This window comes from Actinoplanes rectilineatus, from assembly GCF_000962825.1.
In the GTDB taxonomy this organism is placed as follows: domain Bacteria; phylum Actinomycetota; class Actinomycetes; order Mycobacteriales; family Micromonosporaceae; genus Actinoplanes; species Actinoplanes rectilineatus.
In genome coordinates this window covers 13640-38675 of record NZ_JZKF01000087.1, presented here as the reverse complement: position 1 = coordinate 38675, position 25036 = coordinate 13640, and the positions used below count along the sequence as shown (strand labels likewise).

Annotated in this window: 21 protein-coding genes; 14 read left to right on the top strand and 7 right to left on the bottom strand. The window is 70.8% G+C overall.

Annotated elements, in window-relative coordinates:
• Positions 1-300: 300 nt before the first annotated feature.
• Complete coding sequence (locus tag WH85_RS51085) at positions 301-582, bottom strand: hypothetical protein (RefSeq protein WP_157411479.1); 282 nt, start codon at positions 580-582, stop codon at positions 301-303.
• 171 nt (positions 583-753) lie between these two features.
• Here WH85_RS51085 and WH85_RS53445 point away from each other — a divergent pair, with 171 nt between their 5' ends.
• The 3 genes from WH85_RS53445 to WH85_RS38390 are packed head-to-tail and all read left to right on the top strand — an operon-like array spanning position 754 to position 4827.
• A complete protein-coding gene (locus WH85_RS53445; RefSeq protein WP_245674270.1) occupies positions 754-3069 on the top strand; it encodes a PT domain-containing protein in 2316 nt (771 codons plus the stop codon).
• Positions 3066-3614, top strand: coding sequence for a hypothetical protein (locus tag WH85_RS38395; RefSeq protein WP_045747060.1), 549 nt, complete (start codon positions 3066-3068; stop codon positions 3612-3614). Before WH85_RS53445 ends, WH85_RS38395 begins: the two co-directional genes overlap by 4 nt.
• A 28-nt stretch (positions 3615-3642) precedes the next feature.
• Positions 3643-4827 (top strand): zinc-dependent alcohol dehydrogenase, encoded by a 1185-nt coding sequence (locus WH85_RS38390; protein ID WP_045747059.1) that lies wholly within the window; start codon positions 3643-3645, stop codon positions 4825-4827.
• Positions 4828-4965: 138 nt separating this feature from the next.
• On the opposite strand, the gene WH85_RS51080 is transcribed toward WH85_RS38390, so the two are convergent.
• Both WH85_RS51080 and WH85_RS47760 read right to left on the bottom strand, forming a co-directional pair.
• Positions 4966-5193, bottom strand: a complete 228-nt coding sequence (locus WH85_RS51080; RefSeq protein WP_157411478.1) for a hypothetical protein — start codon at positions 5191-5193, stop codon at positions 4966-4968.
• 85 nt (positions 5194-5278) lie between these two features.
• On the bottom strand, positions 5279-6490 hold the full coding sequence (locus WH85_RS47760) for a hypothetical protein (RefSeq protein ID WP_157411477.1): 1212 nt from the start codon (positions 6488-6490) through the stop codon (positions 5279-5281).
• A 141-nt stretch (positions 6491-6631) separates the two neighbouring features.
• On the opposite strand from WH85_RS47760, the gene WH85_RS38380 reads away from it, so the two are divergent.
• Positions 6632-7144: a hypothetical protein gene (locus WH85_RS38380; RefSeq protein WP_045747058.1), complete on the top strand. Its 513-nt coding sequence runs from the start codon at positions 6632-6634 to the stop codon at positions 7142-7144.
• A 96-nt stretch (positions 7145-7240) separates the two neighbouring features.
• Here the strand turns inward: WH85_RS38380 and WH85_RS38375 are convergent, their stop codons facing one another.
• The gene (locus WH85_RS38375; RefSeq protein ID WP_281179130.1) at positions 7241-7825 is read right to left on the bottom strand and encodes an acyltransferase; all 585 of its coding nucleotides are present in this window, start codon (positions 7823-7825) and stop codon (positions 7241-7243) included.
• A 240-nt stretch (positions 7826-8065) separates the two neighbouring features.
• Here WH85_RS38375 and WH85_RS38370 point away from each other — a divergent pair, with 240 nt between their 5' ends.
• Genes WH85_RS38370 through WH85_RS38350 form a run of 5 tightly spaced genes read left to right on the top strand, consistent with a single transcriptional unit; the run spans position 8066 to position 12918 of the window.
• A complete protein-coding gene (locus tag WH85_RS38370; RefSeq protein ID WP_045747056.1) occupies positions 8066-9112 on the top strand; it encodes a Gfo/Idh/MocA family protein in 1047 nt (348 codons plus the stop codon).
• Positions 9109-10068 (top strand): NAD-dependent epimerase/dehydratase family protein, encoded by a 960-nt coding sequence (locus tag WH85_RS38365; RefSeq protein ID WP_045747055.1) that lies wholly within the window; start codon positions 9109-9111, stop codon positions 10066-10068. Before WH85_RS38370 ends, WH85_RS38365 begins: the two co-directional genes overlap by 4 nt.
• Positions 10069-10076: 8 nt before the next feature.
• Positions 10077-11180, top strand: coding sequence for a DegT/DnrJ/EryC1/StrS family aminotransferase (locus tag WH85_RS38360; RefSeq protein WP_045747066.1), 1104 nt, complete (start codon positions 10077-10079; stop codon positions 11178-11180).
• Positions 11177-11833, top strand: a complete 657-nt coding sequence (locus WH85_RS38355) for an acetyltransferase (RefSeq protein WP_045747054.1) — start codon at positions 11177-11179, stop codon at positions 11831-11833. Before WH85_RS38360 ends, WH85_RS38355 begins: the two co-directional genes overlap by 4 nt.
• On the top strand, positions 11830-12918 hold the full coding sequence (locus WH85_RS38350) for a DegT/DnrJ/EryC1/StrS family aminotransferase (RefSeq protein ID WP_045747053.1): 1089 nt from the start codon (positions 11830-11832) through the stop codon (positions 12916-12918). The genes WH85_RS38355 and WH85_RS38350 overlap by 4 nt, the downstream gene beginning before the upstream one ends.
• Here WH85_RS38350 and WH85_RS38345 read toward each other — a convergent pair.
• Positions 12915-13571: an SAM-dependent methyltransferase gene (locus WH85_RS38345; RefSeq protein ID WP_045747052.1), complete on the bottom strand. Its 657-nt coding sequence runs from the start codon at positions 13569-13571 to the stop codon at positions 12915-12917. The genes WH85_RS38350 and WH85_RS38345 overlap by 4 nt on opposite strands.
• Positions 13572-13601: 30 nt before the next feature.
• Between WH85_RS38345 and WH85_RS38340 the strand changes: the two genes are divergently transcribed.
• The 5 genes from WH85_RS38340 to WH85_RS38320 all read left to right on the top strand — a co-directional run bounded on the left by WH85_RS38340 (position 13602) and on the right by WH85_RS38320 (position 19704).
• The gene (locus WH85_RS38340; RefSeq protein ID WP_045747051.1) at positions 13602-14807 is read left to right on the top strand and encodes an MFS transporter; all 1206 of its coding nucleotides are present in this window, start codon (positions 13602-13604) and stop codon (positions 14805-14807) included.
• A gap of 194 nt (positions 14808-15001) precedes the next feature.
• Entirely contained in the window at positions 15002-15823 is an 822-nt protein-coding gene (locus WH85_RS38335) for a TolB family protein (RefSeq protein ID WP_211275581.1), read from the top strand.
• Positions 15820-16974 (top strand): glycosyltransferase, encoded by a 1155-nt coding sequence (locus tag WH85_RS38330; RefSeq protein ID WP_045747049.1) that lies wholly within the window; start codon positions 15820-15822, stop codon positions 16972-16974. The genes WH85_RS38335 and WH85_RS38330 overlap by 4 nt, the downstream gene beginning before the upstream one ends.
• Entirely contained in the window at positions 16962-18206 is a 1245-nt protein-coding gene (locus WH85_RS38325; RefSeq protein ID WP_045747048.1) for a glycosyltransferase family 4 protein, read from the top strand. The genes WH85_RS38330 and WH85_RS38325 overlap by 13 nt, the downstream gene beginning before the upstream one ends.
• 640 nt (positions 18207-18846) lie before the next feature.
• Positions 18847-19704, top strand: a complete 858-nt coding sequence (locus WH85_RS38320; RefSeq protein ID WP_052721108.1) for a helix-turn-helix domain-containing protein — start codon at positions 18847-18849, stop codon at positions 19702-19704.
• A 167-nt stretch (positions 19705-19871) separates the two neighbouring features.
• On the opposite strand, the gene WH85_RS38315 is transcribed toward WH85_RS38320, so the two are convergent.
• Positions 19872-21296 (bottom strand): lipopolysaccharide biosynthesis protein, encoded by a 1425-nt coding sequence (locus WH85_RS38315; protein WP_045747047.1) that lies wholly within the window; start codon positions 21294-21296, stop codon positions 19872-19874.
• Complete coding sequence (locus WH85_RS38310) at positions 21296-24982, bottom strand: DUF4082 domain-containing protein (protein ID WP_052721107.1); 3687 nt, start codon at positions 24980-24982, stop codon at positions 21296-21298. The genes WH85_RS38315 and WH85_RS38310 overlap by 1 nt, the downstream gene beginning before the upstream one ends.
• Between the last annotated feature and the right edge of the window lie 54 nt (positions 24983-25036).

Genomic DNA, 25036 nt, shown 5'->3' with positions numbered 1-25036 from the left:
AAGACCTGAAATGCCCCGCATCCTCCACGACTCTGCTGGGCCGCCTGAAATCGCTGACCGCACTGCGAGCGGACGCGAACCGCGATGACATCCTGCGTGAACTGGATCTGAACGAAACGCCCGCGGGATAAATCCAGGGTAAAAACGGCGACCTGATCCTTCGTGGATCCTGATCCACCGCACTGAACCTCCTCGCCGGACGCCCTCACACCACGGGGGTCTCCGGCGCATCCGTGTGTGGGCCATGCGCGCGGTGATCGTCATCGAGGGCAACCGCTGAGCAGACGTAGACAGGTAGGGTCATCCGCCGCTCGTCCGCTCGTCCACACCCACAACAGCGTGGTGATTTCGGGCGTCCAGCACGCCCGAAATCAACACACCACCACGGGCGTGATGAATTGGGGCGTCCACCGCGCCCGAAATCAACACACCGCCACGGGCGTGGTGACTTCGGGCGTCCAGCACGCCCGTAATCAACACACCGCCACGGGTGTGGTGAATTGGGGCGTCCAGCACGCCCGTAATCAACACACCGCCACGGGTGTGGTGAATTGGGGCGTCCAGCACGCCCGAAATCACCACGCGGATGGGCTTCGCACCCTGACCACGAAACGTGTCTAGCTCGGGCGCCGTTGCCTGTCCGGGGGGAAGAACTCGGACCGGATGGGCGGGCTCTGAGGTATCAGGGCGCGTCGCGGCCCCTCCTGTGAGTGACGACCGGAGCGAACCGGTCGGCGGGTGTGGGAGGCGGTCATGACGGGAACGGGTCTGCGGCGGGTGGGGGTCTGCCTTGCCGGAGCCGTGGTGCTGGCGCTGAGTGTGGTGGCCACGCCCGGCCGGGGCACCGCAACGGGGGCCGCCGTGCCGGAAGCCGGCTCGGCGTCGGTGTTCCCGATGCCTGGTGAGGTGTCTGTGCAGCCTGAGGCGAGTCAGGACTCTGCGAAGCCGGAACCCGGCGACGGTGACGTTTCGCCGGACGTCGGTGGGGTGACCGACTCGCCGGAGGAGGTCGGGTTCAGGGTCAGTGTGAAACGGGCCTTCGGCTGGCCGGGCGACACGGTCGTGGTGACATTTGACGATTTCGCCAAGGGTGACGGCCGTTATCTCGCCGGGTGCCGGGTGCGGTTCGCTGACGATGAGGATCGGTTCTGGGAATGTCCCGCGTCGGCCGAGCCCGGGATGATCGTTCCGTTCGTCTCGGCGACGGTGCCGCCGGGTGCTCGGACCGAGCCGACCGTGCTGCACTGGCGGCTCGACTACCGCGTCATCTCCGACGTCATCGAGCAAGAGGCGGTGCCGGACACATCGCTGACGGGGCAGATTCCGTTCAGCATTCTGCGGGTGGATGTCGCGGCCCTGCCGCGGACGGTCGCGCCGGGTGGGACGGTGACCGTCGGGTTCACCTCGCGGTCCGCCGGGCTGACCGTCACCGACTGTACGGTTCGGCTGGGGCGGCGGACTGTCCGGTGCGACGGGACCAGCGCCGCCGTGACTGTGCCCGCAACCGCTGTGCAGGGACGTGACCTCACGCTGGAGTGGCGTTACACCGCGCGGGAACCTGACGGGACCATCACCCGCAGACCGCCGGACACGCCGGGGCGGCTGACCGTCCACGTCGGCCTGCTGGATCCGGAGTTCAGCGTGACCCCCAGTTCGACCCGGGCCGGGCCGGGGGAACCGTTCGTGACCCGGTTCACGAGTCGCACCCGCGGCGTCACGGTCGACACGTGCCGGGTCGTGGTGGCGGGCCGGGACGCCGCCTGCAGCCCCGGCGGCGTGGCGGTGGTGCTGATCCCGCCGACCGTGCGGGACGGCAGCGTGCTCACCGCCGCATGGGAACTGTCCTACACGAGCAGTCGCGCGGGTGAGGAGCCGGGGATCCGGCGGGGCACGTTCCCGATCCGGATCGTGATCGCGCCGCCGGTCGTCGCGGTGGTCGTGCAACCGGCTTCGGCTGCGCCGGGTGAACCGGTTGTCGTCACCCTCGCGTCGCTGCGGCCGGATGTGCGGATCGTCGGCTGCCAGGTGGCCTTCGCCGGTGATCAGGGCGCAGTCTGTCCGGACTCCCCGACCCGCTGGGTTGCCCGGACCCGGGTGCCGGGCGGCACCGCACCCGGCGCGACCTTGCTGCGCTGGGCCGTCTCCACGACCGTCGGCGACGGCCGGCCGGGCGTCGCCGACGGCGTGATCGCGTTTCCGGTGCTCGGCCCCGTCGTGATCCCGAGCCGCCCACCGGTCCGGCCGAGCACCCCGCCGCCCCCGACCGACGAACCGACCGACAGCTCGACCGACAGACCGACCGGCAGCTCGACCGACAGACCGACCGGCAGCTCGACCGACGAACCGACCGACGAACCGACCGACAGCTCGACCGACGGACAGGCTGACGGCTCGACCGGTGGATCAACGGGCGGGCAGAGCGGCGGATCGACGACGACGGCCGGCACGACGCAGACGACGAAAACGACGGAGAACCCGCCGCTGTTCGACGCCCACGTCGACCCCGAATCCGTCGTCGCCGGTAAACAGGCATCGGTCACCTTGGCCGCGATCGATCAGAACGTGGAGATCACCGGGTGCCGTGCCCGCTTCACTGTCGAGGGCGCCGAGACCGCCTGCAGCCGCACCCCGGGCGGCAACTGGACCGCCGTCGCGACCGTGCCGGAGAAGGCCGCGCCCGGCATCGGCACCCTGCACTGGGCCGTCGACTACACGCTGTCCGGCAACACCACGCAGAGCGCCGACGGCTTGGTCACCCTGGGTGTCCTGGCCCCGCAACCGGATTCGCCGTCCTGGCTCGCCGCGCTGCTGCGGATCGGGCTCGCGGGGGTCCTTCTGGGTGGGCTGGTCGCCCTCAAGGCAGGAGCGTCGCGGGTACGCACGAAGTGGCGTCAAGCCCACCCCACGCAAGATCCGGCCCCCGAGGGACACGTCGGTGCGGTGCTCTGCGCGTACCCCGAAAAAACGAATGTGACCGTGAGTGACCCGCATGCCGCGCCCCGGCAGCTGATCCGGATCCGGGTCGACAGGGGACGGCCGACCGTCCGTCTGAGGGAGGAGTTCCGATGACCACACCGATTCGTGCGGTCTTCTTCGACAGTGCCGCCGACGCGTCCGCCGCGCTCACCACCGCGGTGACCGAAAGTGCCGGGGAGACCCTGGGGCGGATCCCGGGCGCCGCGCGGGAGGCGGTGCTCGCCGAGGCCGGCGAGGTGGCAGCCGGCATCCTGGAGATGGACGTGCAGGACGTGTTCGCGCTGGCCTGGGCGAAATACGCGGCCCTGCGTGACGCAGCCGTCCGCACCCGGGACGATCCGAGCGCCGAGGAGATGGTGGAGCTGGCCGGGCACACCCTGACGTTCGAGCAGCGGCCGGCCGTGGAGATCCGGATCGGTGATCTGGCGGTCGCCTCGATCGAGGTACGAGTGTGCCTGGAGATCCTGGTCCGCGGGCTGCTGGCGGTGATCAGATCCGGTCGTGTGATCGCCGTCAAGGCCGGCGCGGCCGATCTGACCGGCACGCTGGAGGTCGCCGGGCAGCAGGTGGTGCAGCGACGGGCCACCATCTACCTGCCCGCGGTGGTCCGCGACATCTCGGTGCCGGTCGCCGCATAACGCCCGGATCATCGGGTATCCGCCCGGTATGCGAGCAATCACCTGGCAGGGCACCGGCAAGGTATCCGTGGAGACCGTCCCCGACCCGGTGCTCCGGGAGCCGACCGACGCGATCGTGCGGATGACCTCCACCGCGATCTGCGGCTCCGACCTGCACCTCTACGACGTCCTCGGGATGTACCTGGATGCCGGCGACATCCTCGGGCACGAGCCGATGGGTGTCGTCGAGGAGGTCGGCGCCGAGGTCACCCACATCCGGCCCGGGGACCGGGTGGTGATCCCGTTCAACATCTCCTGCGGGCAGTGCTGGATGTGCCGGCGCGGTTTCTACGCGCAGTGCGAGACCACCCAGGTCAGCGAGCACGGCAAAGGGGCGTCGCTGTTCGGTTACACCAGGTTGTACGGGCAGGTGCCCGGCGCCCAGGCCGAGTTCCTGCGCGTCCCGCAGGCCCACTTCGGGCCGATCAAGGTGCCGGAGGGCCACCCCGACGAGCGTTTCCTGTTCCTCTCCGACGTGCTGACCACCTCCTGGCAGGCCGCCCGGTACGCCGACGTGCAGCCCGGCGACACGGTGCTGGTCACCGGCCTGGGCCCGATCGGACAGATGTCGGCCCGGATCGCCCGGCACCTCGGCGCCGCGAAGGTGATCGCCGTCGACAACGTGCCGGAACGCCTCGCGATGGCCAGCCGGCACGGCATCGAAACGCTCAGCTTCGACGAGACCACCGACATCCCCGGTGCGGTCCGCGAACTGACCCAGGGCCGCGGCGCCGACTCGGTGATCGAGGCGGTCGGCATGGAGGCGCACGGCACCCCCTTCCAGGCGGCGGCGCAGAAGGCGGCCGGGCTGCTGCCGGACCCGCTCGCCCGCAAGGCCAACGAGACGTTCGGCGTGGACCGGATGGGCGCGCTGCGTACCGCCTTCGACGCGGTCCGCCGGGCCGGCACCATCTCGATCATCGGCGTGTACGGCGGCCAGGCCGACCCGTTCCCGATGATGGACCTGTTCGACAAGGGCGTCACCCTGCGGATGGGACAGGCGCACGTGAAGCGCTGGGTCGACGACATCATGCCGCTGCTCACCGGCGACGACGACCCGCTCGGCGTGGACGACCTGGTCACGCACCGGATGCCGCTGGACGAGGCGCCGGAGGCGTACGAGATGTTCAAGAACAAGCAGGACGGGTGCATCAAGGTCGTGTTGAAGCCTTGAGAAGGTCAGCCGTGACGCCCCTGCCAATCCTTCTTTCGCGGGTACGCCTCCGTGTGAGTGCCCGCAACACCGCGCCGACCTCCCCGTCACCGAATCCGGTCGCGTGGTCGGCTCCGGGGACTTGCCGCGACGGTGTGTTCAGCCGGCGTCGTCGAGAGTGACGCAACTGCGTGCGGGGCTGCTCTTCCATGCCGATTGCAGTGCCGGATGCTGTGTCAGCCGCTGCTCGACGGCGTGGATGGCGCGGTCCCGCTCCGCGCCGGGCGCACTGAAATCCGCGACGTCGCGCACGTGGCCGGGATCAACACCATGCCGGCGGAGCAGGCCGGTCAGCGCCTGTGCCGAGTCACGCCACGGAATTCCCACGGTGGGCAACGCTACCCTTGGCATCATTGCTGAACCGAGCCCGATGGTTCGACGAGGAGTAGCCCTCCGGGTGAGGACGCCGGCGTCAGGGTATAGGGCCGAGGAGTCCGGGGCCTGGACTGGACACGGTCACGCTGAGGGTGTTCGGGTCGAGGCTCCAGGCGGCGGCTACCAGCATGACGTCGTCCTCGTCGGCGAAGCGGGCGCCCGGTGTGGCCGGGGAGAAGCCCAGGGCGAGTTCGACCGGGGTGGGTGCGCCCGTCTCGTCGGCGATCTCGCTGTCCTCGCTGCACAGGACGTGGCGGACCAGGTGGCCGTCGACGGCCAGGGCCCATTCTGCGTACGCCACGACGCGGTGGTTGCCGAAGTACTGGACCTCGGTGCCGAGCCGAGCGCTGAGTGATGCCACGGAGGAGCCGTCGAAGCCGCGGGCGGCGTTCACCACGAAGATCCAGCCGCTGATCGACGGGGAGACGAAGACCTGATCGTCGTCGGCTGCTGCCACGCCCTCGTCCCAGTCGGCCGGGCGGGCTGCGGTCAGGCCGATGGCGGCGGCCACCTGGTCGACGGTGCTGCCGCGTACGGCGAGCCAGGTCCTTTTCATCCCGAAGTCCGTTCCGGCGGGGGTTCCGGGTGGCAGGTGCTCAACCGGAAGACCTTTGATCATTTGTACGGCTTCAGCGCAGACCGTGGTCAGGTCGTCTGCTCTGCCCAGCCAGGTCCGCTCCGCTACCGGACGGTTTCCGGCGCTGCCTGTGCCGGTCAGCCGGACCTCGCCGGTGGACATTTCCTCGACGTGGACGGCGGCGCATCCGTCGAGCAGGCGCCGGTTGATGCCGGCCTCGGCGAGTGCTTCGGCGTAGTTCGGGGCCTCCCCCGGCTCGCGGTCGGAGTCTGCGAGGGCCGCGGGGAGAGCCTCATGCGGTGATGCGACGCGGGCCGGGCCGACGGCGAAGCCTCTCTCGACCGGCATGACGAGCAGCTCGCCGGTGGCCATCGTTCTGATCACGGCCTTGCGGAGCGCCGGCCAGTTCGGGGCGGTCGCGTCGAGCAGGCGGCACACCGTGGCGCCGAGCCGCTGCGGGAGGTCGTCGGCCGGGGGCGAGGGCAGGATCTCCTCCGGGCCGAACAGGTCGACGGCGACGTGCCACCCGTCCTCGCTGAGGTAGACCCGGGCGGACTTCTCCGGCTGGTAGCGGCGGGCCGGCACACCGGCGGCGTCTTCGCAGAAGGCCCGCCACGAGTCGGCCTTGTCCCATGACGACAGCTTGTAGAGCTGCAAGATCGTCTCGCCCAAGCGATCCCGGGAGGGGACGGCCACTCCGGTGGTGAACCGGCCCCGCGTCACGAACAGACGCCCCTGGAAAACCTCGACCTCGCCCCAAGACACGTGCGCAACCTCGTCCATTGAAGATGGATGGGCGGTTAGTATCTCGCGATGCGACGGAGCGGGGCACGGAGCGGGGCATCGATCGTTCTCCTGGCCGCTCTCCTCGCCGGCTGCGGGGACGCGGTGCAGCAGGACGGCGCTGCGCCGTGGACGATTCCGAGCAGTCCGGCGGCCGGGGAGCGCTGGCCGGAAAGGATCAGTGTCGACCGGGACAGCGGTGTGATCGCGGCGCCGGGGTTCAACGACCTGATCGACCGGTCCTCACCCGGCTGGGCGGGAGCCGCGGACACCACCGCGGCGGAGCTGCTGGGGCTCAACGGGCCGTTCGACGGGCGGCCCGAGATCTCGCTGCTCCAGGAGAACAGCGAGGACAGCGAGGACGGGACTGTCGTCACGGCGACGCTGTCCCGGCTCGGCGACGACTCGGTGCAGGCCCAGCGGTACCGGGTCGTGCTCACCCGGGGCACGGACGGGCTGTTCCGGTTCGGTTCGGGTGAGCGAACCGTCAAGTGCCACTCCGGGCGGGGGCATCAGGACTTCAGCGTCGGCCTCTGCTCTTGAAAAGAAGGACCCGGCAGCTCAGCCCGGCGGTCGCTGCACGGGCGTGCGTGGGCACACGGCCGCGTGCAGCCACGGTACTTCTGCGGAGGTCGTACCCTAAATGCGGTCTTGAAGTTCGCCGTTGATCTCCTGGTATTCGGCGCCGGTGGCGGGGCAGAGCCAGACGCCGTCGTCCTTCGGCTGCAAGGGGTGGCCGGCGCGGCCGACCCAGCCGACGCGGCGGGCCGGGACGCCGACGACCAGGGCGAAGTCGGGGACGTCCTTGGTGACGACGGCGCCGGCGGCGACCAGGGACCAGCGGCCGACGGTCACCGGGGCCACGCAGACCGCGCGGGCGCCGATCGAGGCGCCCTCGCCGACGGTGACGCCGACGGCGGTCCAGTCGTCGCCGGTCTTGAGGCGGCCGTCGGGGGTGACGGCCCGCGGGTACTCGTCGTTGGTGAGGACCGCGGCGGGGCCGACGAAGACGCCGTCGCCGAGGCGGGCCGGCTCGTAGACCAGGGCGTGGTTCTGCAGTTTGACGTTGTCGCCGATCTGCACGCCGGGGCCGACGTAGGCGCCGCGGCCGACGATGCAGTCGGCGCCGAGCACGGCGTCCTCGCGGATCTGGGCGAGGTGCCAGACGCGGGTGCCGGGGCCGATCGTGGCGCGCGGATCGATGTCGGCGATGTCGGCGCTCACAGGAACCACCCTCCCAAAGAGCCCCAGAATAGACCGGACGATCACCCGGTTGATGTCGGCAAACCGACGTTTACGGTCCAATGTGGCCGATCGTTGAAGCATCGACAACCAAAAGTACCGGGGTGACCCCCCGGCTTCGCCGGAATTCCACTCAGGGTCTGGTAACGAGCCCACCGCGATCGATAGCTTTCTGTGGCGCTTCCACCGCGCACAGTTGCCAACATCGATGGGAAATCCTCCGTGACTTCCGAACGTCCGATCGGCGTCGCCGTCGTCGGGGCCGGCTACTGGGGCCCGAACCTCGTCCGCAACTTCCAGGCATCCTCCGCGTTCCGGCTGCGCCGGCTCTGCGATCTCGACGTCGACCGGGCCCGCCGGGTTCTCGGCGATTATTCGACGGTGATCGCCACCCGCGACCTCGACGATGTCCTCGCGGACCCGTCGGTCGACGCGGTGGCCATCGCCACCCCGGCCGGCACGCATCTGCCGGTCGCTCTGGCCGCGCTGCGCGCCGGCAAGCACGTGCTCGTCGAGAAGCCGCTCGCGGCAACCCACGCCGAGGGGCTGGAGCTGGTCGAGGAGGCCGAACGCCGCGGGCTGACGCTGATGTGCGACCACACGTACTGCTACACGCCGGCGGTGCTGCACATCCGGGAGCGGCTGCACGCCGGTGACCTGGGCGAACTGCACTACCTGGATTCGGTGCGCATCAACCTCGGCCTGGTCCAGCGTGACATCGACGTGGTGTGGGATCTCGCCCCGCACGACCTGTCGATCCTGGACTTCATCCTGCCGCCGGGGATCCGCCCGATCGCGGTCGCCGCACACGGCGCCGACGGGATCGGGGCCGGGCGTGCCTGCGTGGCCTACCTGACGCTGGATCTGAGCAACGGCGCGATCGCCCACATCCACGTCAACTGGCTGTCCCCGGTGAAGATCCGGACGACGATCGTCGGCGGGTCGAAGCGGACGCTGGTCTGGGACGACCTGAACCCGAGTCAGCGGGTGTCGGTCTACGACCGGGGTGTGGACGTCGCGTCCTCCGAGGAGCAGCGGCGGGACATGCTCGTGTCGTACCGGTCCGGGGACATGGTCGCGCCGGCGCTGCCCGAGCGGGAGGCGCTGCGGACCATGGTCGAGGAGTACGCCCGGGCGATCACCACCGGCACTCCCGCGCTCACCGACGGACGCTCCGGCCTGCGTGTGCTGGAGATCCTGCAAGCCGCCTCGCGCAGTCTGGCCGAGGGCGGATCGATGATCAAGCTGGATGAAGGGCGCATGGCGTGACTGGAGTACCGATCGAGGGCGCGCGTGTCCTCGTGACCGGCGGGGCGGGGACGATCGGCTCGCACGTGGTGGACGAGCTGGTGCGGGGTGGTGCCGCGGAGATCGTCGTGCTGGACAATTTCGTCCGGGGGCGTCGCGAGAATCTGGCCGGAGCCGGTAACGCGGTCACCGTCCTCGAAGGCGACATCCGCGACAAATCGCTTGTCGATCAAGCTACTGCCGGCAAGGATCTGGTCTTTCACCTCGCGGCCATCCGGATCACCCAATGCGCCGAAGAACCCCGGCTTGCCAATGAAGTCCTGGTAGACGGGACTTTCAACGTCATTGAGGCAGCAGCCAAGCATGAAGTCCGAAAAATCGTGGCATCGTCGTCCGCCTCCGTTTACGGGCTCGCCGAGGAGTTCCCGACCACGGAACGGCACCACAGCTACAACAACGACACCTTCTACGGCGCGGCCAAAGCCTTCAACGAGGCCACCCTGCGCAGCTTCCACGCGATGACCGGCCTCGACTACGTGGCCCTGCGGTACTTCAACGTCTACGGCCCGCGGATGGACATCTTCGGCCTCTACACCGAAGTGCTGATTCGCTGGATGGAACGGATCGAGGCCGGCCGGCCCCCGCTGATCCTCGGTGACGGCCTGCAGACCATGGACTTCGTGCACGTCGCCGACATCGCCCGCGCCAACATCCTGGCCGCCCGGGCCGACGTCACCGACACGGTGTTCAACATCGCCAGCGGCACCGAGACCAGCCTGGCCGAGTTGGCCGCCGCGTTGACCGAGGTGATGAAGTCGGACCTGGCGCCGGAGCACGGCCCGGCCCGCGCGGTGAACGGTGTCACCCGGCGTCTCGCGGACACCAGCGCCGCCGCCGGCCGGCTCGGTTTTCGCGCGGAGATCGGCCTGCGCGAGGGCCTGCAGGGGCTCGTCGACTGGTGGCGGGCGTCCCAATGATCCCGGTGATGATCCCGATGCTGGGCGAGGAGGAGGCCCAGGCCGCGGCCGAGGCGGTCCGCTCCGGCTGGGTCGCGCAGGGGCCGCGGGTGGCGCGCTTCGAGCAGGAGTTCGCGGCCACGGTCGGCGCGGCGCACGGCGTCGCGGTCAGCTCGTGCACGACGGCGCTGCACCTGACGCTGGTACTGGCCGGTGTCGGCCCCGGCGACGAGGTGATCGTGCCGTCGCTGTCGTTCATCGCGACGGCCAACGCGGTCCGCTACACCGGCGCCACCCCGGTCTTCGCCGACGTGGAGCTGACCACCGGGAACGTGACGGTGGAGACGGTGGACGCGGTGCGCACGCCGCGGACCCGGGCGGTGATCGCGGTGCACCAGGGCGGGGTCCCGTTCGACACGGTGGCGCTGCGCAAGGCAGCGGACGGGTGGGGGGTCGCCCTGGTCGAGGACGCCGCCTGCGCTGCGGGTTCTTCGGCGTACGGGCAACCGGCCGGCACCGGGGCGGCCGCGGCGGCGTGGTCGTTCCACCCCCGGAAGCTGCTCACCACCGGTGAGGGCGGCATGGTGACTGTCGACTCTCCGGAGGCGGCCGCCCGGTTGCGGCGCCTGCGGGAGCACGGGATGAACGTGTCCGCCGCTGATCGGCACACCAGTAAGCAGCCGGTCATCGAGTCGTATCTCGAGACCGCTTTCAACTACCGGATGACGGATATCCAGGCCGCGATCGGGCTGGTCCAGTTGGGCCGGTTGTCCGGTTTGGTGGAGCAGAGACGAGCGTTAGCCCAGAATTACCATGCCTTATTGTCGGATATCGACGGATTAACCCCCATCAAAGATCCGTCATACGGTCAGACGAACTACCAGTCCTTCTGGGTTCTTATGACGAAAAATCGTGACGAAACGCTGAGGGCCCTCGCCGACGCCGGTGTCTCCGCGCGACGCGGGATCATGGCCGCCCACCTGGAACCCGCCTACGAAGGCGTCGACCACGCCCCCCTCCCGGTGACCGAACGCCTCACCCGGAACTCGCTGATCCTGCCCCTGCACCACAAGCTGACCGAGGACGATCAGGTACACATCGCCGGGGTCCTGCGCGAACAGGCCGACCGGTGACCGATCTCGTCATCGTCGGCGCCGGCGGGTTCGCCCGTGAGACGGCTGCCGCCGCGGCAGCGGCCCGCCGGCGGGTCCGGGGGTTCGTCGACGACGACCCGGCCCTGCACGGCACCACCCGGTCCGGCCTGCCGATCCTGGGACCGGTCGACAGCGTGGTCTCGATGCCGGACACCGCGGTCGTCGTCTGCGTCGGCAACCCCCGCGACTACACCGCACGGCAGCGGATCGTGCACCGGCTCGGCCTGCCCGAGGATCGGTACGCCACGATCGTGCACCCCTCCGCCGAGCTGGGCGCGGGCAGCGCGGTCGGCCCCGGGACGGTCCTGCTCGCCGGGGTGGTGCTGACCGCCGACGTCACGGTCGGCGCGCACGTCGCGTGCATGCCGCAGGCGGTGTTCACCCACGACTGCCGGGTCGGGGACTACGCGACGGTCGCCTCCGGGGTCCGGCTGGGCGGCGGCGCGTGCCTGTCCGCGGGCTCGTACACCGGATCCGGCGCCCTGATCCGCGAGGGCGTGACCGTCGGCGAAGGGTCGTTGGTCGGGATGGGTTCGGTGGTGCTGCGTGACGTGCCGGCCGGTGAGGTGTGGGCCGGCAACCCGGCCGGGTTCCTGCGATTCACGAAAGCTCTGGAGGAGAAGACAGCATGACCAGGATTCCGCTCGTCGACCTGGCCGCCGCGCACGCGGAGGTGGCCGAGGAGGTCGAGGCCGGTTTCAAACGGATCATCGCGGAGACCGCGTTCGTCGGCGGGGCCGAGGTGGCCGCGTTCGAACGGGAGTACGCGGTCTTCGGCGGGGTGCCGCACTGCGTCGGGGTGGCGAACGGGACCGACGCGCTGGAGCTGGCACTGCGGGCCGCCGGGGTGGGTCCCGGCGACGAGGTGATCCTGCCGGCCAACACGTTCGTCGCGACGGCCGAGGCGGTGGTGCGGGCCGGGGCGGACGTGGTGCTGGTGGACATCGATCCGCGGACGTACCTGATCGACGTCGCCGCCGCGCGGGCCGCGGTCACCCCGCTGACCCGGGCGATCGTGCCGGTGCACCTGTTCGGGCAGATGGCGCCGGTCGAGGAGCTCACCGGGTTCCCCGGGGTGGTCGTGGTGGAGGACGCCGCGCAGTCCCAGGGCGCGACCCGGCACGGCCGCGGGGCGGGCGCGGACGGGATCGCGTCGACCAGTTTCTATCCGGGCAAGAACCTGGGCGCGTACGGCGACGCGGGCGCCGTCGTCACCGGCGACGAGGTGCTGGCCACCCGGGTCCGCACCCTGGGAAGCCACGGTGGCCTGCGCAAATACCACCATGACGAGATCGGGGTGAACAGCCGGCTGGACGGTCTGCAGGCGGTGGTGCTGCGCGCCAAACTGTCCCGGCTCGCTGCCTGGAACGAGCGCCGCCGGGCCGCCGCCGCCCGCTACGACGAGCTGCTCGCCGGGTGGGACGACGTGACGCCGCCGGTCACCCTGGACGGCAACGAGCACGTGTGGCACATCTACTGCGTCCGGGTGCCGCGGCGTGACGAGGTGCTGGAGCGCCTGAACGCGGCCGGGGTCGGCGCGGCGATCCACTACCCGTTCCCGGTGCACCGGACCGGCGCGTTCGAGCACCTGGGCGGATCGTTCCCGCACGCCGAGACGGCGGCCGCCGAGATCCTGTCGCTGCCGATCTATCCGCAGATCACGGCGGTTCAGCAGGCCCGGGTGGTCGAGGAACTGGCCACCGCACTGCGGTTCTAGGAGATCGCGGTGACCGACTTGATCAGGCCGGCCGCCTTCTCGTACCAGAACGAGGATTCCGGGAAGTAGGAGCGCATCTCGGTGAGGGACAGCAACTCCACGGAGGCGGCGTTGGCGATCGCCTCGGGCAGGTTGTCGGCCCGTCCGGGGCTCAGCGGCCACCGGCGGGTCACCTCGGCCCGGGCCCGCAACGGCAGGAACTGCATGCCGGGGAACACCCAGTGCGGCTCGACCGGGAAGTACCGGTACGGCGTCTGCACCCAGTGCCGGCCGGCGGACCGGCGCACCACGTCGGCGAACCGCTGCCGCCGGTGGTGGCCGCCGACGTGCTCGATCACCGAGTTGGAGACGACCAGGTCGAACCGGCGTCCGGTGATCGCCGGCGGCGGGTCGCAGGCGTCACCGACGACGGTCTCCAGCCAGCCCTCCGAGGGAGGGAACTCCAGGAGGTTCAGCACGGTGACCGAGGCCGGCCGCACGGCGAAGCCCCGCCAGAACGGCGGCTCGCCACCCAGGTCGAGCACGTGCATGCCGGCCAGGCCGGGGAACGTGGCGGCCAGTTTCGCGGCCCGCCGGGAGCGGGCCCGATGGCCGAGCGAACCGGGCCGGGAACCGTCGGCCAGTCGTGCGCGCAGGCGGGGCCCGATCGACATGGCGTCCACTGTAGTCAGCGGGGTCCGGGCATGTACGTGACGGTCCGGGACCGTCCGGGTGGCGCGGCGTCCGCGGGCGGGCGGGTCGCCACGACGGTGCTGCTGCTCGGCACGGTCAGTCTGCTCACCGACGTGTCCTCGGAGATGGTCGCGTCGGTGCTGCCGCTGTATCTGACGGCGGTGGTGGGGCTCAGCCCGGTGGCGTACGGGTTCCTCGACGGGATCTACCAGGGGGTCAGCGCGTTCCTGCGGATCGCCGGCGGCTATGCGGGCGACCGTGCGGGCTACCCGAAGTGGGTGGCGGTCCTCGGGTACGGCACGTCCGCGGTCAGCCGGATCGTGATGCCGGCCGCCACCGGGTTCGGTGCGATCACCGCGGTGGTCACCGCGGACCGCCTGGGAAAGGGTCTGCGGACCGCGCCCCGGGACGCGCTGATCGCCGAGGCGTCCGATCCGGCCGCGCTGGGCCGCGCGTTCGGGGTGCACCGGGCGCTGGACACGATCGGGGCGGCGCTCGGCCCGCTGGTGGCGTTCGCGCTGCTGGCGGCGGTTCCGGGCGGCTACGACTCGATCTTCGTGGTGTCGTTCGCGTTCGCCGTGGCGGGGCTGGCCGTGCTGGTGCTGTTCGTGCCGAACCTGCGGACCGCGGCGGGCACGGCCCGGGTGGGGTTGCGCCGGGTGGCCCGCGAGGTCGGCGGGCGCCGGCTTCGGCGGCCGCTGGTCGCGGCCGGCCTGCTGGGGCTGGTCACCGTCGGGGACGGGTTCCTCTACCTGGCTCTGCAGGACCGGGACGACTTCGCGGGACGCTGGTTCCCGCTGCTCTACGTGGGCACCAACGTGGCGTATCTGGCTCTGGCCGTACCCCTGGGAAGGCTCGCCGATCGCCTGGGCCGGGCTCGCGTGCTGGTGGCCGGGCACGGCGCTCTGCTCGCGTGTTACTGCCTGGCGGCGCTGCCGGCGGGCGGTGCCGGGCTGACGCTGGTGGTGTTGCTGCTGCTCGGGGTCTTCTACGCGGCGACCGACGGGGTGCTGCCGGCGCTGGTCAGCAGGCTCGTGCCGGACGGGACGCGCGGGACCGGGATCGCGTCCGCGCAGACCGTGGTGGCGCTGGCCCGCTTCGCGTCGTCGCTGATGTTCGGCGTGCTGTGGGGCGTCACCGGCCCCACGACGGCCTTGATGCTCTTCGCGGTGGCGTTGGCCCTGGTCGCACCCCTGGCATGGCGGTTGCTGCGATGACCTTCCGCATGCGGGTCGTCGTGTTGGTCATGGTGGTGATCTCCGCGGTCGCCGGAGCCGGTTCCTATGTCTGGAAGAATCGTCCAGAACCTATTTCACAGTCAAATTCCCATATCAACCTCGATGTTGTACGCACAGAGCCGCACGTTGTTTTCCGCAACACCGTCCCGGGCCCCGGATACGGCAAGGTCGCCGTGGCTCCACTCGACGACCCGGCCGGTCCGCGGGCGCTGACACCCGCCTCGTGCGAGCGGGTCTACGCCACCGCGGTGGATGCGATCTGTCTGTCCGCGCGGCGCGGGATCGCCACGACATATCGGGCGACTCTCTTAAATCGTGATTTTGTGGCGACGGCTGAGCTTCCGCTGACCGGCATCCCCAGCCGGGCCCGGCTCTCCCCGGACGGCAGCCTGGCCACCACCACGACCTTCGTGTTCGGGGACTCCTATGCCAACCCCGGCCAGTTCTCCACCCGGACCGTCGTCAGCCGCACCACCGGCTCCACTCTCGGCGACATCGAGAAATTCGCCCTCCTCGTCGACGGCAGGGAGATCGGCGCCGCTGACAAGAACATGTGGGGCGTCACCTTCGCCGACGACGACCGCTTCTACGCCACCGCGGCGTCCGGCGGGAAGACCTGGCTCGTCGAGGGCTCCCTGAACCGGCGGACCGTCACCGCGATCCGCGGCGACGTCGAATGCCCGTCGCTGTCCCCGGACGGCACCCGGATCGCCTTCAAGAAACACGGCGACCTGCCCGCCGGACAGTGGCGGCTGGCCGTGCTCGACCTCACCACCGGCGAGGAGACCGTGCTGACCGAAACCCGCAGCGTCGACGACCAGGCCGAATGGCTCGACGACCGGACCGTCCTCTACGGGCTGTCCCGGCAGGCCGCCGGCACCGCCTCCAGCGACGTCTGGCAGGTGCCCGCCGACGGCACCGGCACCCCCCGCATCCTCGTCCCCGACGCCTGGTCCCCCGCCGTGATCCGCGTTCCGGAAGGGACGACACCGTGAACGACCTGCTGATCTACCTGGCCGGGACGCCGTACGACGGCCCGGCCGGCACCGACCGGCACATCGCCGACGCACTGTCCCGGCTCACCCCGGTGATGTACGTCGACCCGCCCGTCTCCGCCCTCACCCAGTGGCGCAACCCGGAACAGGCCCGCTCGTGGCAGGCACCGCTGCTGTCGTCGCCGCGCCCCGGGCTGACCCGGCTCGCACCCCGGGTCGCGCCGGGCATGCACCAGCCGGTCCTGCACCACCTCACACCCCCGCTGATGCGCCGGGCCATCCGCAAGGCGGTCTCTGCGAACGGGCCCGTCGCCGCGGTGATCTCCACCCGGGTCGAGGACCTCCTGCACGCCGTCCCGGCCCGGCGGACCGTCTTCTACGCCACCGACGACCTGGTCGCCGGGGCGGACCTGATCGGCATCCCCCGGGACCGGCTCGCCGCCCAGGAACAGGCCACCCTGCGCCGCGCCGAACAGGTCGCGGTGATCTCGCTGCCGCTGCAGGAGAGGTACGCGGCCCTCGGCCACCCGTCGACGGTGGTGCCGACCGGGTGCACGCCGGAGGCGTACGCGAACGTCGACACCGCCGGCATCCCGGAGGACGCCCGGCTGCCCGGCCCGATCGCCGGGTTCGTCGGCCACGTCAACGACCGCATCGACCTGTCCCTGCTCGAAGCGGTCGCCGACCGGGGCGTCTCCCTGCTGATCGTCGGACCGGTCGCGGCGGGATACCAGTCGTCGCGGTTCGCCGCCCTGGCCGCCCGCCCCAACGTGTGGCACACCGGGCCGAAGGCCTTCGACGACCTGCCCGGCTATCTCCGGGTCATCGACGTGGGGCTCACGCCGTACGCGGACACCCCGTTCAACCGGTCCAGTTTCCCGATCAAGACCCTCGAGTACCTGGCCGCCGGGCGTGCCGTCGTCGCCACGCCACTGCCGGCCAACGACTGGCTCGCCACGCCACTGATCACCGAAGCAGCCGGGCCCGCCGGGTTCGCCGACGCCGTGGAGCGGGCTTTGCGCGTACCCCTTCAAGGTTGTGATCGCGCCGAGCGCCGTGCGTTCGCGGCCCGGCACACCTGGACCGACCGTGCCCGGGTGCTGGCCGGCCTGGCCGGCCTCACGACAGGAGAACCCCCTTGCGCATCTTGATCTACCCGCACGCCATGGAGATCGGCGGCAGCCAGATCAACGCGATCGAACTGGGCGCCGCGGTCCGCGACCTGGGCCACGAGGTGGCGGTGATCGGCGAACCCGGGCCGCTCGTCGACCTGGTCGAGAAGCTCGGCCTGGAACACCTGCCGCTGCCCGCTGACCGGAAACGCCCATCGCCGTCGGTGGCCCGCCGGATCCGCGGCCTGGTCCGCTCCCGCAGGCTGGACATCGTTCACGGGTACGAGTGGCCGCCCGCGATGGACGCGGCCGGCGCGACCCTCACGGTGCCCGGCGCGACGGCGGTCTGCACGATCATGTCGATGGCGGTAGCGCCGTTCCTGCCCGCCCACATGCCGCTGGTCGTGGGCACGGAGGCACTGCGCCGCCACTCCGCGGCCCGCCGGCCCGGCCCGGTGCACCTGATCGAACCGCCGGTGGACGTCACCCTGAACACCCCCGACCTTCCGGCCGCCGCGTTCCGCTCGGAGTTCGGGCTCGACCGGGACTCCGGCATCGTGGACATCGGCGTGGTGTGCCGGCTCGTCCCGGAGTTGAAACTCGAAGGCGTCCTGACCGCCATCGACGTGATGGGGACACTCGGCCGCACCCACCCGGTCCGTCTGACGATCACCGGCGACGGCATCGCCCGCGCCGACGTGGAAGCCCGGGCCGCGGCCGCCAACGCGGCAGCCGGACGCCGGGTGGTGGTGCTGACCGGCGAGCTGCGCGACCCGCGCCCCGCCTACGCGGCCGCCGACATCATGCTGGGCATGGGCAGTTCGGCACTGCGGGCGCTGGCGTTCGGACGCCCGCTGATCGTCCAGGGCGAGCAGGGCTTCTGGGAACTCCTGACCCCCGAGACGGTCGACCTCTTCCTCGAGCAGGGCTGGTACGGCCTGGGCGGCTCCGGGGCGCCCGCCCTGACCGCGCACCTGCTGCGCCTGCTCGACGATCCGGCGCTGCGGTCGCGACTGTCGGCGTATGGCCGCGAGCTGGCGGTGGAGCGGTACAGCCTGCTGCGGGCCGCGCACACCCAGCTGGCCATCTACCAGCAGGCGCTGGCCGCGGCCTCCACACGTCCGGCCGGCGCCCGGGCGTGGGAGGCGTCCCGCTCCGCGGCGGGCCTGTTCACCTACAAGGTCGACCGCAAGTACCAAGCATTCCGGGGCACCCAGCGCCGCGACGACTTCAACGTCGCGGTCCTCGCCAAGCAGGCCATGAAGCCCTGAGCATCCAGGCCCCCGGCGCGCCAATCGGGTCCACCGGGCCCGACGAACTCAAGCTGCATAACGTCTGCGCGGCCCGAACCGGCCGCCACCGACGGCTCCCCAACCGCCGGCCGTTGTTCACGGCTCCCGCCAGGCCCGAATCCGCCCACCGGCAACGGCTCGAACGTCCCCGCCGTTGCCCACGGCTCGAATCCGGCGCGAAAAGGACCGTCAACGACGGCTCAACGATGTCGGCCGTCGCCGGCGGTTCTTGCGGATCCCTCTGGTGCGGCGGCACTCACATGGTGGCGCGGTGGCGTCCCGGCCTCGGTGATCCAGTTCTGCCGATCGCGGGTCGGCGTGCCCGGCCGCACGTACCATCCACGATCCGGAACGATCGCTGATCGGCACAACGCGAGGGCCGTCAGACATGGCTGATCGGGCGCACCTGCAACTCGTTGATCAGTACGTGGGCGGGCTGCCCCGTGATGTAGGCGATCGCGGCGGCCACCTCGTCGCTCGCCAGATTCCTCCGGCTCGCAACGAGGCCCTCGATGTTCTCCCGGATCGCGGCGACGGTGATACTGCGCCGCCCGCAGGGCGCATTCCAGGCCCGGTCACTACCAGGTTTTCCGCACCGCTGCCGGGCTACCGTGAAGGGATGCGTGGGGATCTTGCCGACTTCCTCCGGGCGCGGCGTGCCCTCGTCGCCCCAGCCGCCGTGGGTCTCCCGGCCGGCGGCCGCCGCCACGTCCGCGGCCTGCGCCGGGAGGAGATCGCCCAGCTGGCGCGGATCAGCATCGACTACTACGTCCGCCTGGAACAGGGCCGCGACCGCCACCCGTCGGCGGAGGTGGTCGGCGCCCTGGCCCGCGCACTGCGCCTCAACGCCGACGCCACCACCCACCTGCACGGCCTCGCCGTCGCCTCTCGGCCGGCCACCGAACCCGGCGGGTGCCAGGTCCGCCCGCCGGTGGCCCGGCTGGTCGACACCTCCCCGTGGCCGGCGGTGCTCCTGGACCACCGGCTGACCGTGGTGCACGCCAACGAACTGGCCACGCTGCTCAATCCCGGTCTCGCCCCCGGCCGCAACCTCGTCTGGGACGCCTTCCTCGACCCGGCCTCCGCGCAACTACACGTGGAGCCGGCTACGGTCCGGGCCGAGTGCGCGGCCGCCCTCCGCTCCGCCGCCGGGATGCACACCGACGACCCGCGAATGCAGCGTCTGGTGGGCGCGCTGTCGATGCGCAGCGCGGAGTTCGCCCGGCTGTGGGCGCGGGCGGACGTGAGCTACTGCCGAACCGGCCGGAAACTGCTTCATCACCCGGCCGCCGGCCGGATGAGTCTCGATTACGAGACCCTCGAAGTCGGCGAGAGCGGCGGTTTGCGGCTGCTGGTCCACTCGGCCGAACCGGGCTCCCCCGACGCCGACAGGCTGGACGCGTTTCGTCATCGGGGTCCGCATGGAGACGGCAGCCGCCCCTCCCGCCCGCAAACACCACACACACCGCGGGTGTGATGACTTGGGGCGTGCAGCCCGCCCGTAATCACCACACCCACCACGGGTGTGGCGACTTGAGGCGTCCAGCGCGCCCGAAGTCACCACACGGATGGGCTTCGCATCCTGACCACGACACGTGTCTAGCTTTGATCGCCGCACGGTTGGCCGCTGTGGAGAAGCACTGGTCAAGCGGTGGCGCGCAGCGTTTTCAGGGAGTGGCGGGAGCGGTGGAGCAGGACGGCCAGGGTGGCTGCGCCGATCACCGCGACGCCGGCCAGCGCCGCCGCCGGCACCGGCAGGTAGGTCACGGCGGCGAAGGAGGCGGCTGCCGCGACGGCGGTGACGGCGGTGGGCAGTGCCAGACGCGACAGGAACGCGGCCGGGGCGATCGTGGTCCGGCGGAGTTCGTGCAGGTAGAGCGGGAGGATCGCGACCAGCGCCACCGCGAGTTGGGCGGCCGCCGCGCCCGGTGAACCGCCCCAGCGGGCGCCGAGGTAGACCGCGGGGGCCAGGAGCAGCAGCCACGCCACCTGGACGGCGAAGACGACCCGGGTGTTGGCCAGCACCACGAAGTAGTCGTAAATCAGCTCGAAGATGATGCGCAGCGCGCCCAGCAGTGCCAGCCAGGGCAGGACCGCGGCCGCCGGCGCCCACGTCGAGCCGTAGACGAGGGTGATCACCGGGGTGGCGGCGACGGCCAGTAGGGCGCAGGCCGGGAACGTGATGGCGGTGAGCAGGCCGGCCGTGGTGAGGAAGGTGCCGCGCATGGCCGGCGGGTCGTGCTGGAGGCGGGCCAGCGCGGCCGGCGCCACCTGGCGGACCGGCTGGGAGAACATGGTGACCGGCCAGTTGGACAGGTTGACGGCCAGGACGTAGAAGCCGAGCGGGACCGGGCCGAGGACCGCGCCGACGATCAGCCGGTCGATGTTGGCGACGGCGAAGACGACGATGCTGGAGCCGGCCAGCGGCAGACCGAAGCGGAGCAGGTCGCGGGCGGTCGCCCGGTCGAAGCCGGGGCGCAGGCCCGCCGGGGCGAACGCCGCCAGGAGGATGCCGCCGGCGACCGCGCCGGTCAGCTGGCCGATCGCGAGGCTCATCGCGCCCTGGCCGGCCAACGCGCAGGTGATCGAGACGCCCGCGCCGAGCCAGGTGGTGACCTGGTCGGCGATCATCTTGCGGCCCTGGCGGAACTGCCGTTGCAGCAGGGCGGCGGGCACTGCGACGACGCCGTTGACCAGGACGCACAGGGTCAGCAGCCGGACCACCGGGGTGGCGGCCGGGTCGCCCATCAGCGTGGCGAACGCCGGCGCCCCCAGGTAGCAGACCGCGTAGACGACGGCGCTGGACAGCATCGAGATGGTGGCGACGGTGCCGGCGATGGCGGACGGTTCGCCGGGCCAGCGGACGATCGCCAGGCTGACGCCGAGTTCGTTGAAGCTGAGCACGGCGAGCAGGGCCACCATCGCCACGGCGAAGGTGCCGAACTGGGCCGGCCCGAGGATCCGGGCCAGGGCGACGCCGATGGCGAGGGTCCCGAGCCGGGCCAGGGCGGTGCTGAGGAAGCTCCAGCCCAGGGCCCGGCCGGCCCGGTCGGCCAGTGTCTGCGCCATCAGTCGCCCGCGGTGGTGGAGGGTTCGAAGTAGACGTCGGTCCAGAAGTTGTTGTTGATCGGCAGGTTGGGGAAGTTGCTGGTGCCGTAGGCATACATGCCGCCGCCCTGCGGGACCCGCAACGGCGGTGCGATCACTCCGGCGTCGGCGAACCCGTTCGGTGTGACCGCATACTGACCGGCCGCGGTGTGGTAGCCGACGACGTACGTCTGCCCGCCGCTGACCTCGACCGGCGTGGCGAACCGGATCGACTGCCATCCGGAGGCGGTCTCGGTGCCGAAGGTGGCCTGGGCGAGCGGGTCGCCGTCGACGGTCCAGAGGGCGCCGGTGTGGGTGCCGGTGTTCTCGGGGCCTTTCCAGAACCTCATGCCGGTGACGGTGCCGTCGACGTCGGGGATGAACTTCATGCCGACGTTGATCGGGTCCTCGTCGCCGGAGTTCGCCTGGGCCGGGGTGGCCGTGGCGTCGAAGACGTTGACGCCGGTGGGCGGTTCGGGTGTCGGGCCGGGTCCGGTGGACGGCAGGAACAGCGGGTCGACCCAGTAGTTGGTGGAGTTGTACGAGCTGGTCGGGAACCCGGTCGACCCGTAGCGGTAGACGCCGTTGGCGCCGGCCGGGGCACGCAGCGGCCCGTTGGTCCGGGCCGTGGTGAAGTAGTTCGGCGTGGCCGCATACCCACCGTTGGGTGCGAAGTAGGACAGCACGTATGTGCCGCCGGCGAGCACGTCGACCGGGCTGTCGAACGCCGCGGTCTGCCAGCCGTTGCCGGAGCCGGGTCCGAAGGTGACCTGCCGGATCACGTCGCCGGTCGAGGACCAGAGCGTCCCGGTGTGGGTGCCGGTGTTGCCGGCGCCCTGGTAGTACCGCAAACCGATGATCTTGCCGCTGGTCAGCGGGACGAATTTGACGCCCAGCTCGACCGGGGCCGCGTCGTCGCTGCTGGCCTCGTCGGGCACCGCGTCGGTGGCGAAGAGTCTCTTGACCGACGGGTTCAGGTCGGTGGTGAAGGTCCACTCGACCGGTTCCTCGGTGGTGATGCCGTTGGTGTCGGTGGCGGTGACCGTGGCGTGATAGGTGGTGGCCGGGGTGAATGGTGCCGACGGGGTGAAGGTGACCGTCTTGGTGGGCGCGGCGTAGGCGAACGTTCCGGCGACCGGGGCGCCGGCGGCGGACGTCACGGCGAAGGTGATGGTCGCCGGGTCCAGGGACTTGGTGAAGACGACCGCCGGGTGCACGGCCGGGTCGACGCCGCTGGCGTTGTGCAGCGGCGTGGTGGCGACCGGGGCCGGCGGTGCGTTCTCGCTGGAGACGAACTGCACGTCGACGTAGTAGTTGGTGTCGCCGTAGGTGCGGGTCGGGAAGCCCGCGCCGTACCCGAAGACGCCGTTGCCCCCGACGGTCGCCGAGCGGGGTGCCCGCAGAGGCGGCGCCGACCAGTCGAGCAGGCTGAACGCCTGCCCGTCGGCGGCGTAATGTCCGTTCGGGGCGTAATACGAGGCGATATAAGTCGACGAAGGCGTAATTTCGACTGGCCGACTGAACTTCAGAGTCTGCCAACCAGAAGCCGACTCATCAGTGAAAGTCCCATTTGCCAACCGCTCCCCCGACGACGACCACAGGCTGCCGGTATGGGTTCCGGTGTTTCCCGCGCCTTTGTAGAAGCGCACAGCCGTGACGAAACCCGCCACTGAAGGTCTGAACTTGACACCCAACTCCAACGAGGTCCCGTCGTTGGTCGAGGTGTTCGCCGGCACGCGCGCACCGAACAGGGTGTTCCGGCCGGTCAGGACGAATTGCCGGGCGACCGGGTCGCCGATGTTCACGCTGTCGTCGATGGCCCGGACCTGAACCATCTGGGCACCGAGACCACTCGTGTAGAACGTGTAGGACCAGGAGGACGTCCCGACGGCCGGATGCCAGGAGACACCGTTGTCGAGGGAGACCTCCACACCCGCGACGCGCCCGCCGCCGGTGTCGGTCGCCGTGCCGCTGAGCGTCACCTGCGAGCCGTTGGCCACCGTGGCGGTCGCGGCCGGCGTGGTGATCGCGACCGTCGGCGCCGCGGTGTCGGTGGACGGCGTGGCCGCGGCCATCCCGCTCATCAGCGTCGCGGGCTGCACGTTCATGTCGGCGAACAGGTTGATGGTGGCCTGCTGCATCCGTTCGTCGACCGGTGAGACCGCGCCGTCGTGGTAGTCGTCGAGCCCCCACGCCCACTGGATCGTGCCGGCTGAGAACACCAGCGCGCCGCTCGGTGCGCGGTAGAGCGTCATCGAGTGCGTGGTGGTGCCCGGTGCGACGTTCTTGCCGAAGTCCAGCAGGTATTCCGGGGTGGGGCCGACCGTGGTGGAGAGCCGGATCAACCCGGGCGGCCGGAACCCGTTGTCCAGGTCCTCGTTCGACTCGTACCCGACGGTGTGCGGGGCGAGCGTGGCCAGCCCCGAGGTCAGATCGGCGACGCTCGTGCCGCGCCAGAGCCGGTACCTGCCCTGCGCGGCGGGCACGGTCATCGGCAGATCGGTCGAGTTCGCCATGTAGGCGGTGCCGATCAGCTCGTTCTCCGGGCGACCACCCCCGTTGGCCGGTGGGCTGAACCGCGGGTCACGCCAGGTGCCGGTCCACTCACTGGTCGGGTCGAGGGTGTCGGTCTCCGCCCAGGTCTCCTTGTAGCAGACCAGCGTGCGGTAGTCCGTCGGCGGACCGTCGGTGCTCGGCTCGTAGCGGGTGCGCCAGTAGACGTCGTTGCCGCTGAAGAAGGCCAGGTGCGTCCCGGCGTCGCGGGCCGCCTCGACGTTGGCCCGCTGGGCGGCCGACCAGTATTCGTCGTGCCCGTTGGTGATGAACACCTTGTGGTTCTGGATCAGCTGCCCGCGCCGGTCGCTGTCGATGTTCGTGGTGTAGCTGACGTCGTAGCCATTGCGTTCCAGGAACCGCAGCATCGGATATTCGGCGCTGAACAGGAAGTCGCGCCCCTCCATCGCCCCGCGGGTGGCGAACGGCCGGTTGTAGCTGACCTTGTAGGCCCGGCCGTTCTCGCCGCCCTCGTAGAAGTCCGGACCGCCCCACAGGTTGTAGGCCTGCCAGGTCGCGTCGGACGTCTGGAACAGCATGTCGGAGGTGCTCGCGTCGTTGCGCACCACGAACACGATGTGACTGGCGCCGCCGGTGTCCGGCCGGGTCAGCTTGGCGATGTAGACGCCGGAGACCATCGTGACCGGAACCGTCCAGGACGCCGAGACGTTCCACGCGCCGCAGTCGAAGATCCCGATGTCCTCGTTGATCAGGCAGTCCTCGGTCGAGTTGACCACGCCCGGGTTCGGCGTCACCGGGGTGATCCGGCGCGCGCCGTCGCCACCGTAGAAACCGAGACGAAAGACATCGATGGTGTACGCGGAAGCGTCCGTCGCGACCTTGAACCCGATCGTCTCGCCGAGCCCCACACTGATGTCCGTCGCGTAGCCCTGAATCGTGTCGTCCCCGGCACCGAGGATGTCCCAGTCCTCCGGCGGCGTGCCGGCCTTGCTGTTCTCACAGGCGACCGGGTTGAGCACCGGCGCGCACGGGTCGGCAGCCCGGGCCGGGCTCGTGGTGAGCACCTGGCAGATCGCCGTGACCAGCGTGAACGCGGTCAGCAGGGCGAGCCGGCGCCGCCGGGGAAGGACGGAGAGGATCCTGGGAGATCGCACGCAGTGAACGTAACCTCTGGATCACCCTGCGTGCTCACCTGTTCGGGCACTGTC

What these genes read in the sequence shown, in the direction of transcription:
- WH85_RS53445 (WP_245674270.1), top strand. Translation starts at nt 754, where the DNA reads ATGACGGGAACGGGTCTGCGGCGGGTGGGGGTCTGCCTTGCCGGAGCC.
- WH85_RS38395 (WP_045747060.1), top strand. Translation starts at nt 3,066, where the DNA reads ATGACCACACCGATTCGTGCGGTCTTCTTCGACAGTGCCGCCGACGCG.
- WH85_RS38390 (WP_045747059.1), top strand. Translation starts at nt 3,643, where the DNA reads ATGCGAGCAATCACCTGGCAGGGCACCGGCAAGGTATCCGTGGAGACC.
- WH85_RS38380 (WP_045747058.1), top strand. Translation starts at nt 6,632, where the DNA reads ATGCGACGGAGCGGGGCACGGAGCGGGGCATCGATCGTTCTCCTGGCC.
- WH85_RS38360 (WP_045747066.1), top strand. Translation starts at nt 10,077, where the DNA reads ATGATCCCGATGCTGGGCGAGGAGGAGGCCCAGGCCGCGGCCGAGGCG.
- WH85_RS38350 (WP_045747053.1), top strand. Translation starts at nt 11,830, where the DNA reads ATGACCAGGATTCCGCTCGTCGACCTGGCCGCCGCGCACGCGGAGGTG.
- WH85_RS38345 (WP_045747052.1), bottom strand. Translation starts at nt 13,571, where the DNA reads ATGTCGATCGGGCCCCGCCTGCGCGCACGACTGGCCGACGGTTCCCGG.
- WH85_RS38340 (WP_045747051.1), top strand. Translation starts at nt 13,602, where the DNA reads ATGTACGTGACGGTCCGGGACCGTCCGGGTGGCGCGGCGTCCGCGGGC.
- WH85_RS38320 (WP_052721108.1), top strand. Translation starts at nt 18,847, where the DNA reads ATGCGTGGGGATCTTGCCGACTTCCTCCGGGCGCGGCGTGCCCTCGTC.
- WH85_RS38315 (WP_045747047.1), bottom strand. Translation starts at nt 21,296, where the DNA reads ATGGCGCAGACACTGGCCGACCGGGCCGGCCGGGCCCTGGGCTGGAGC.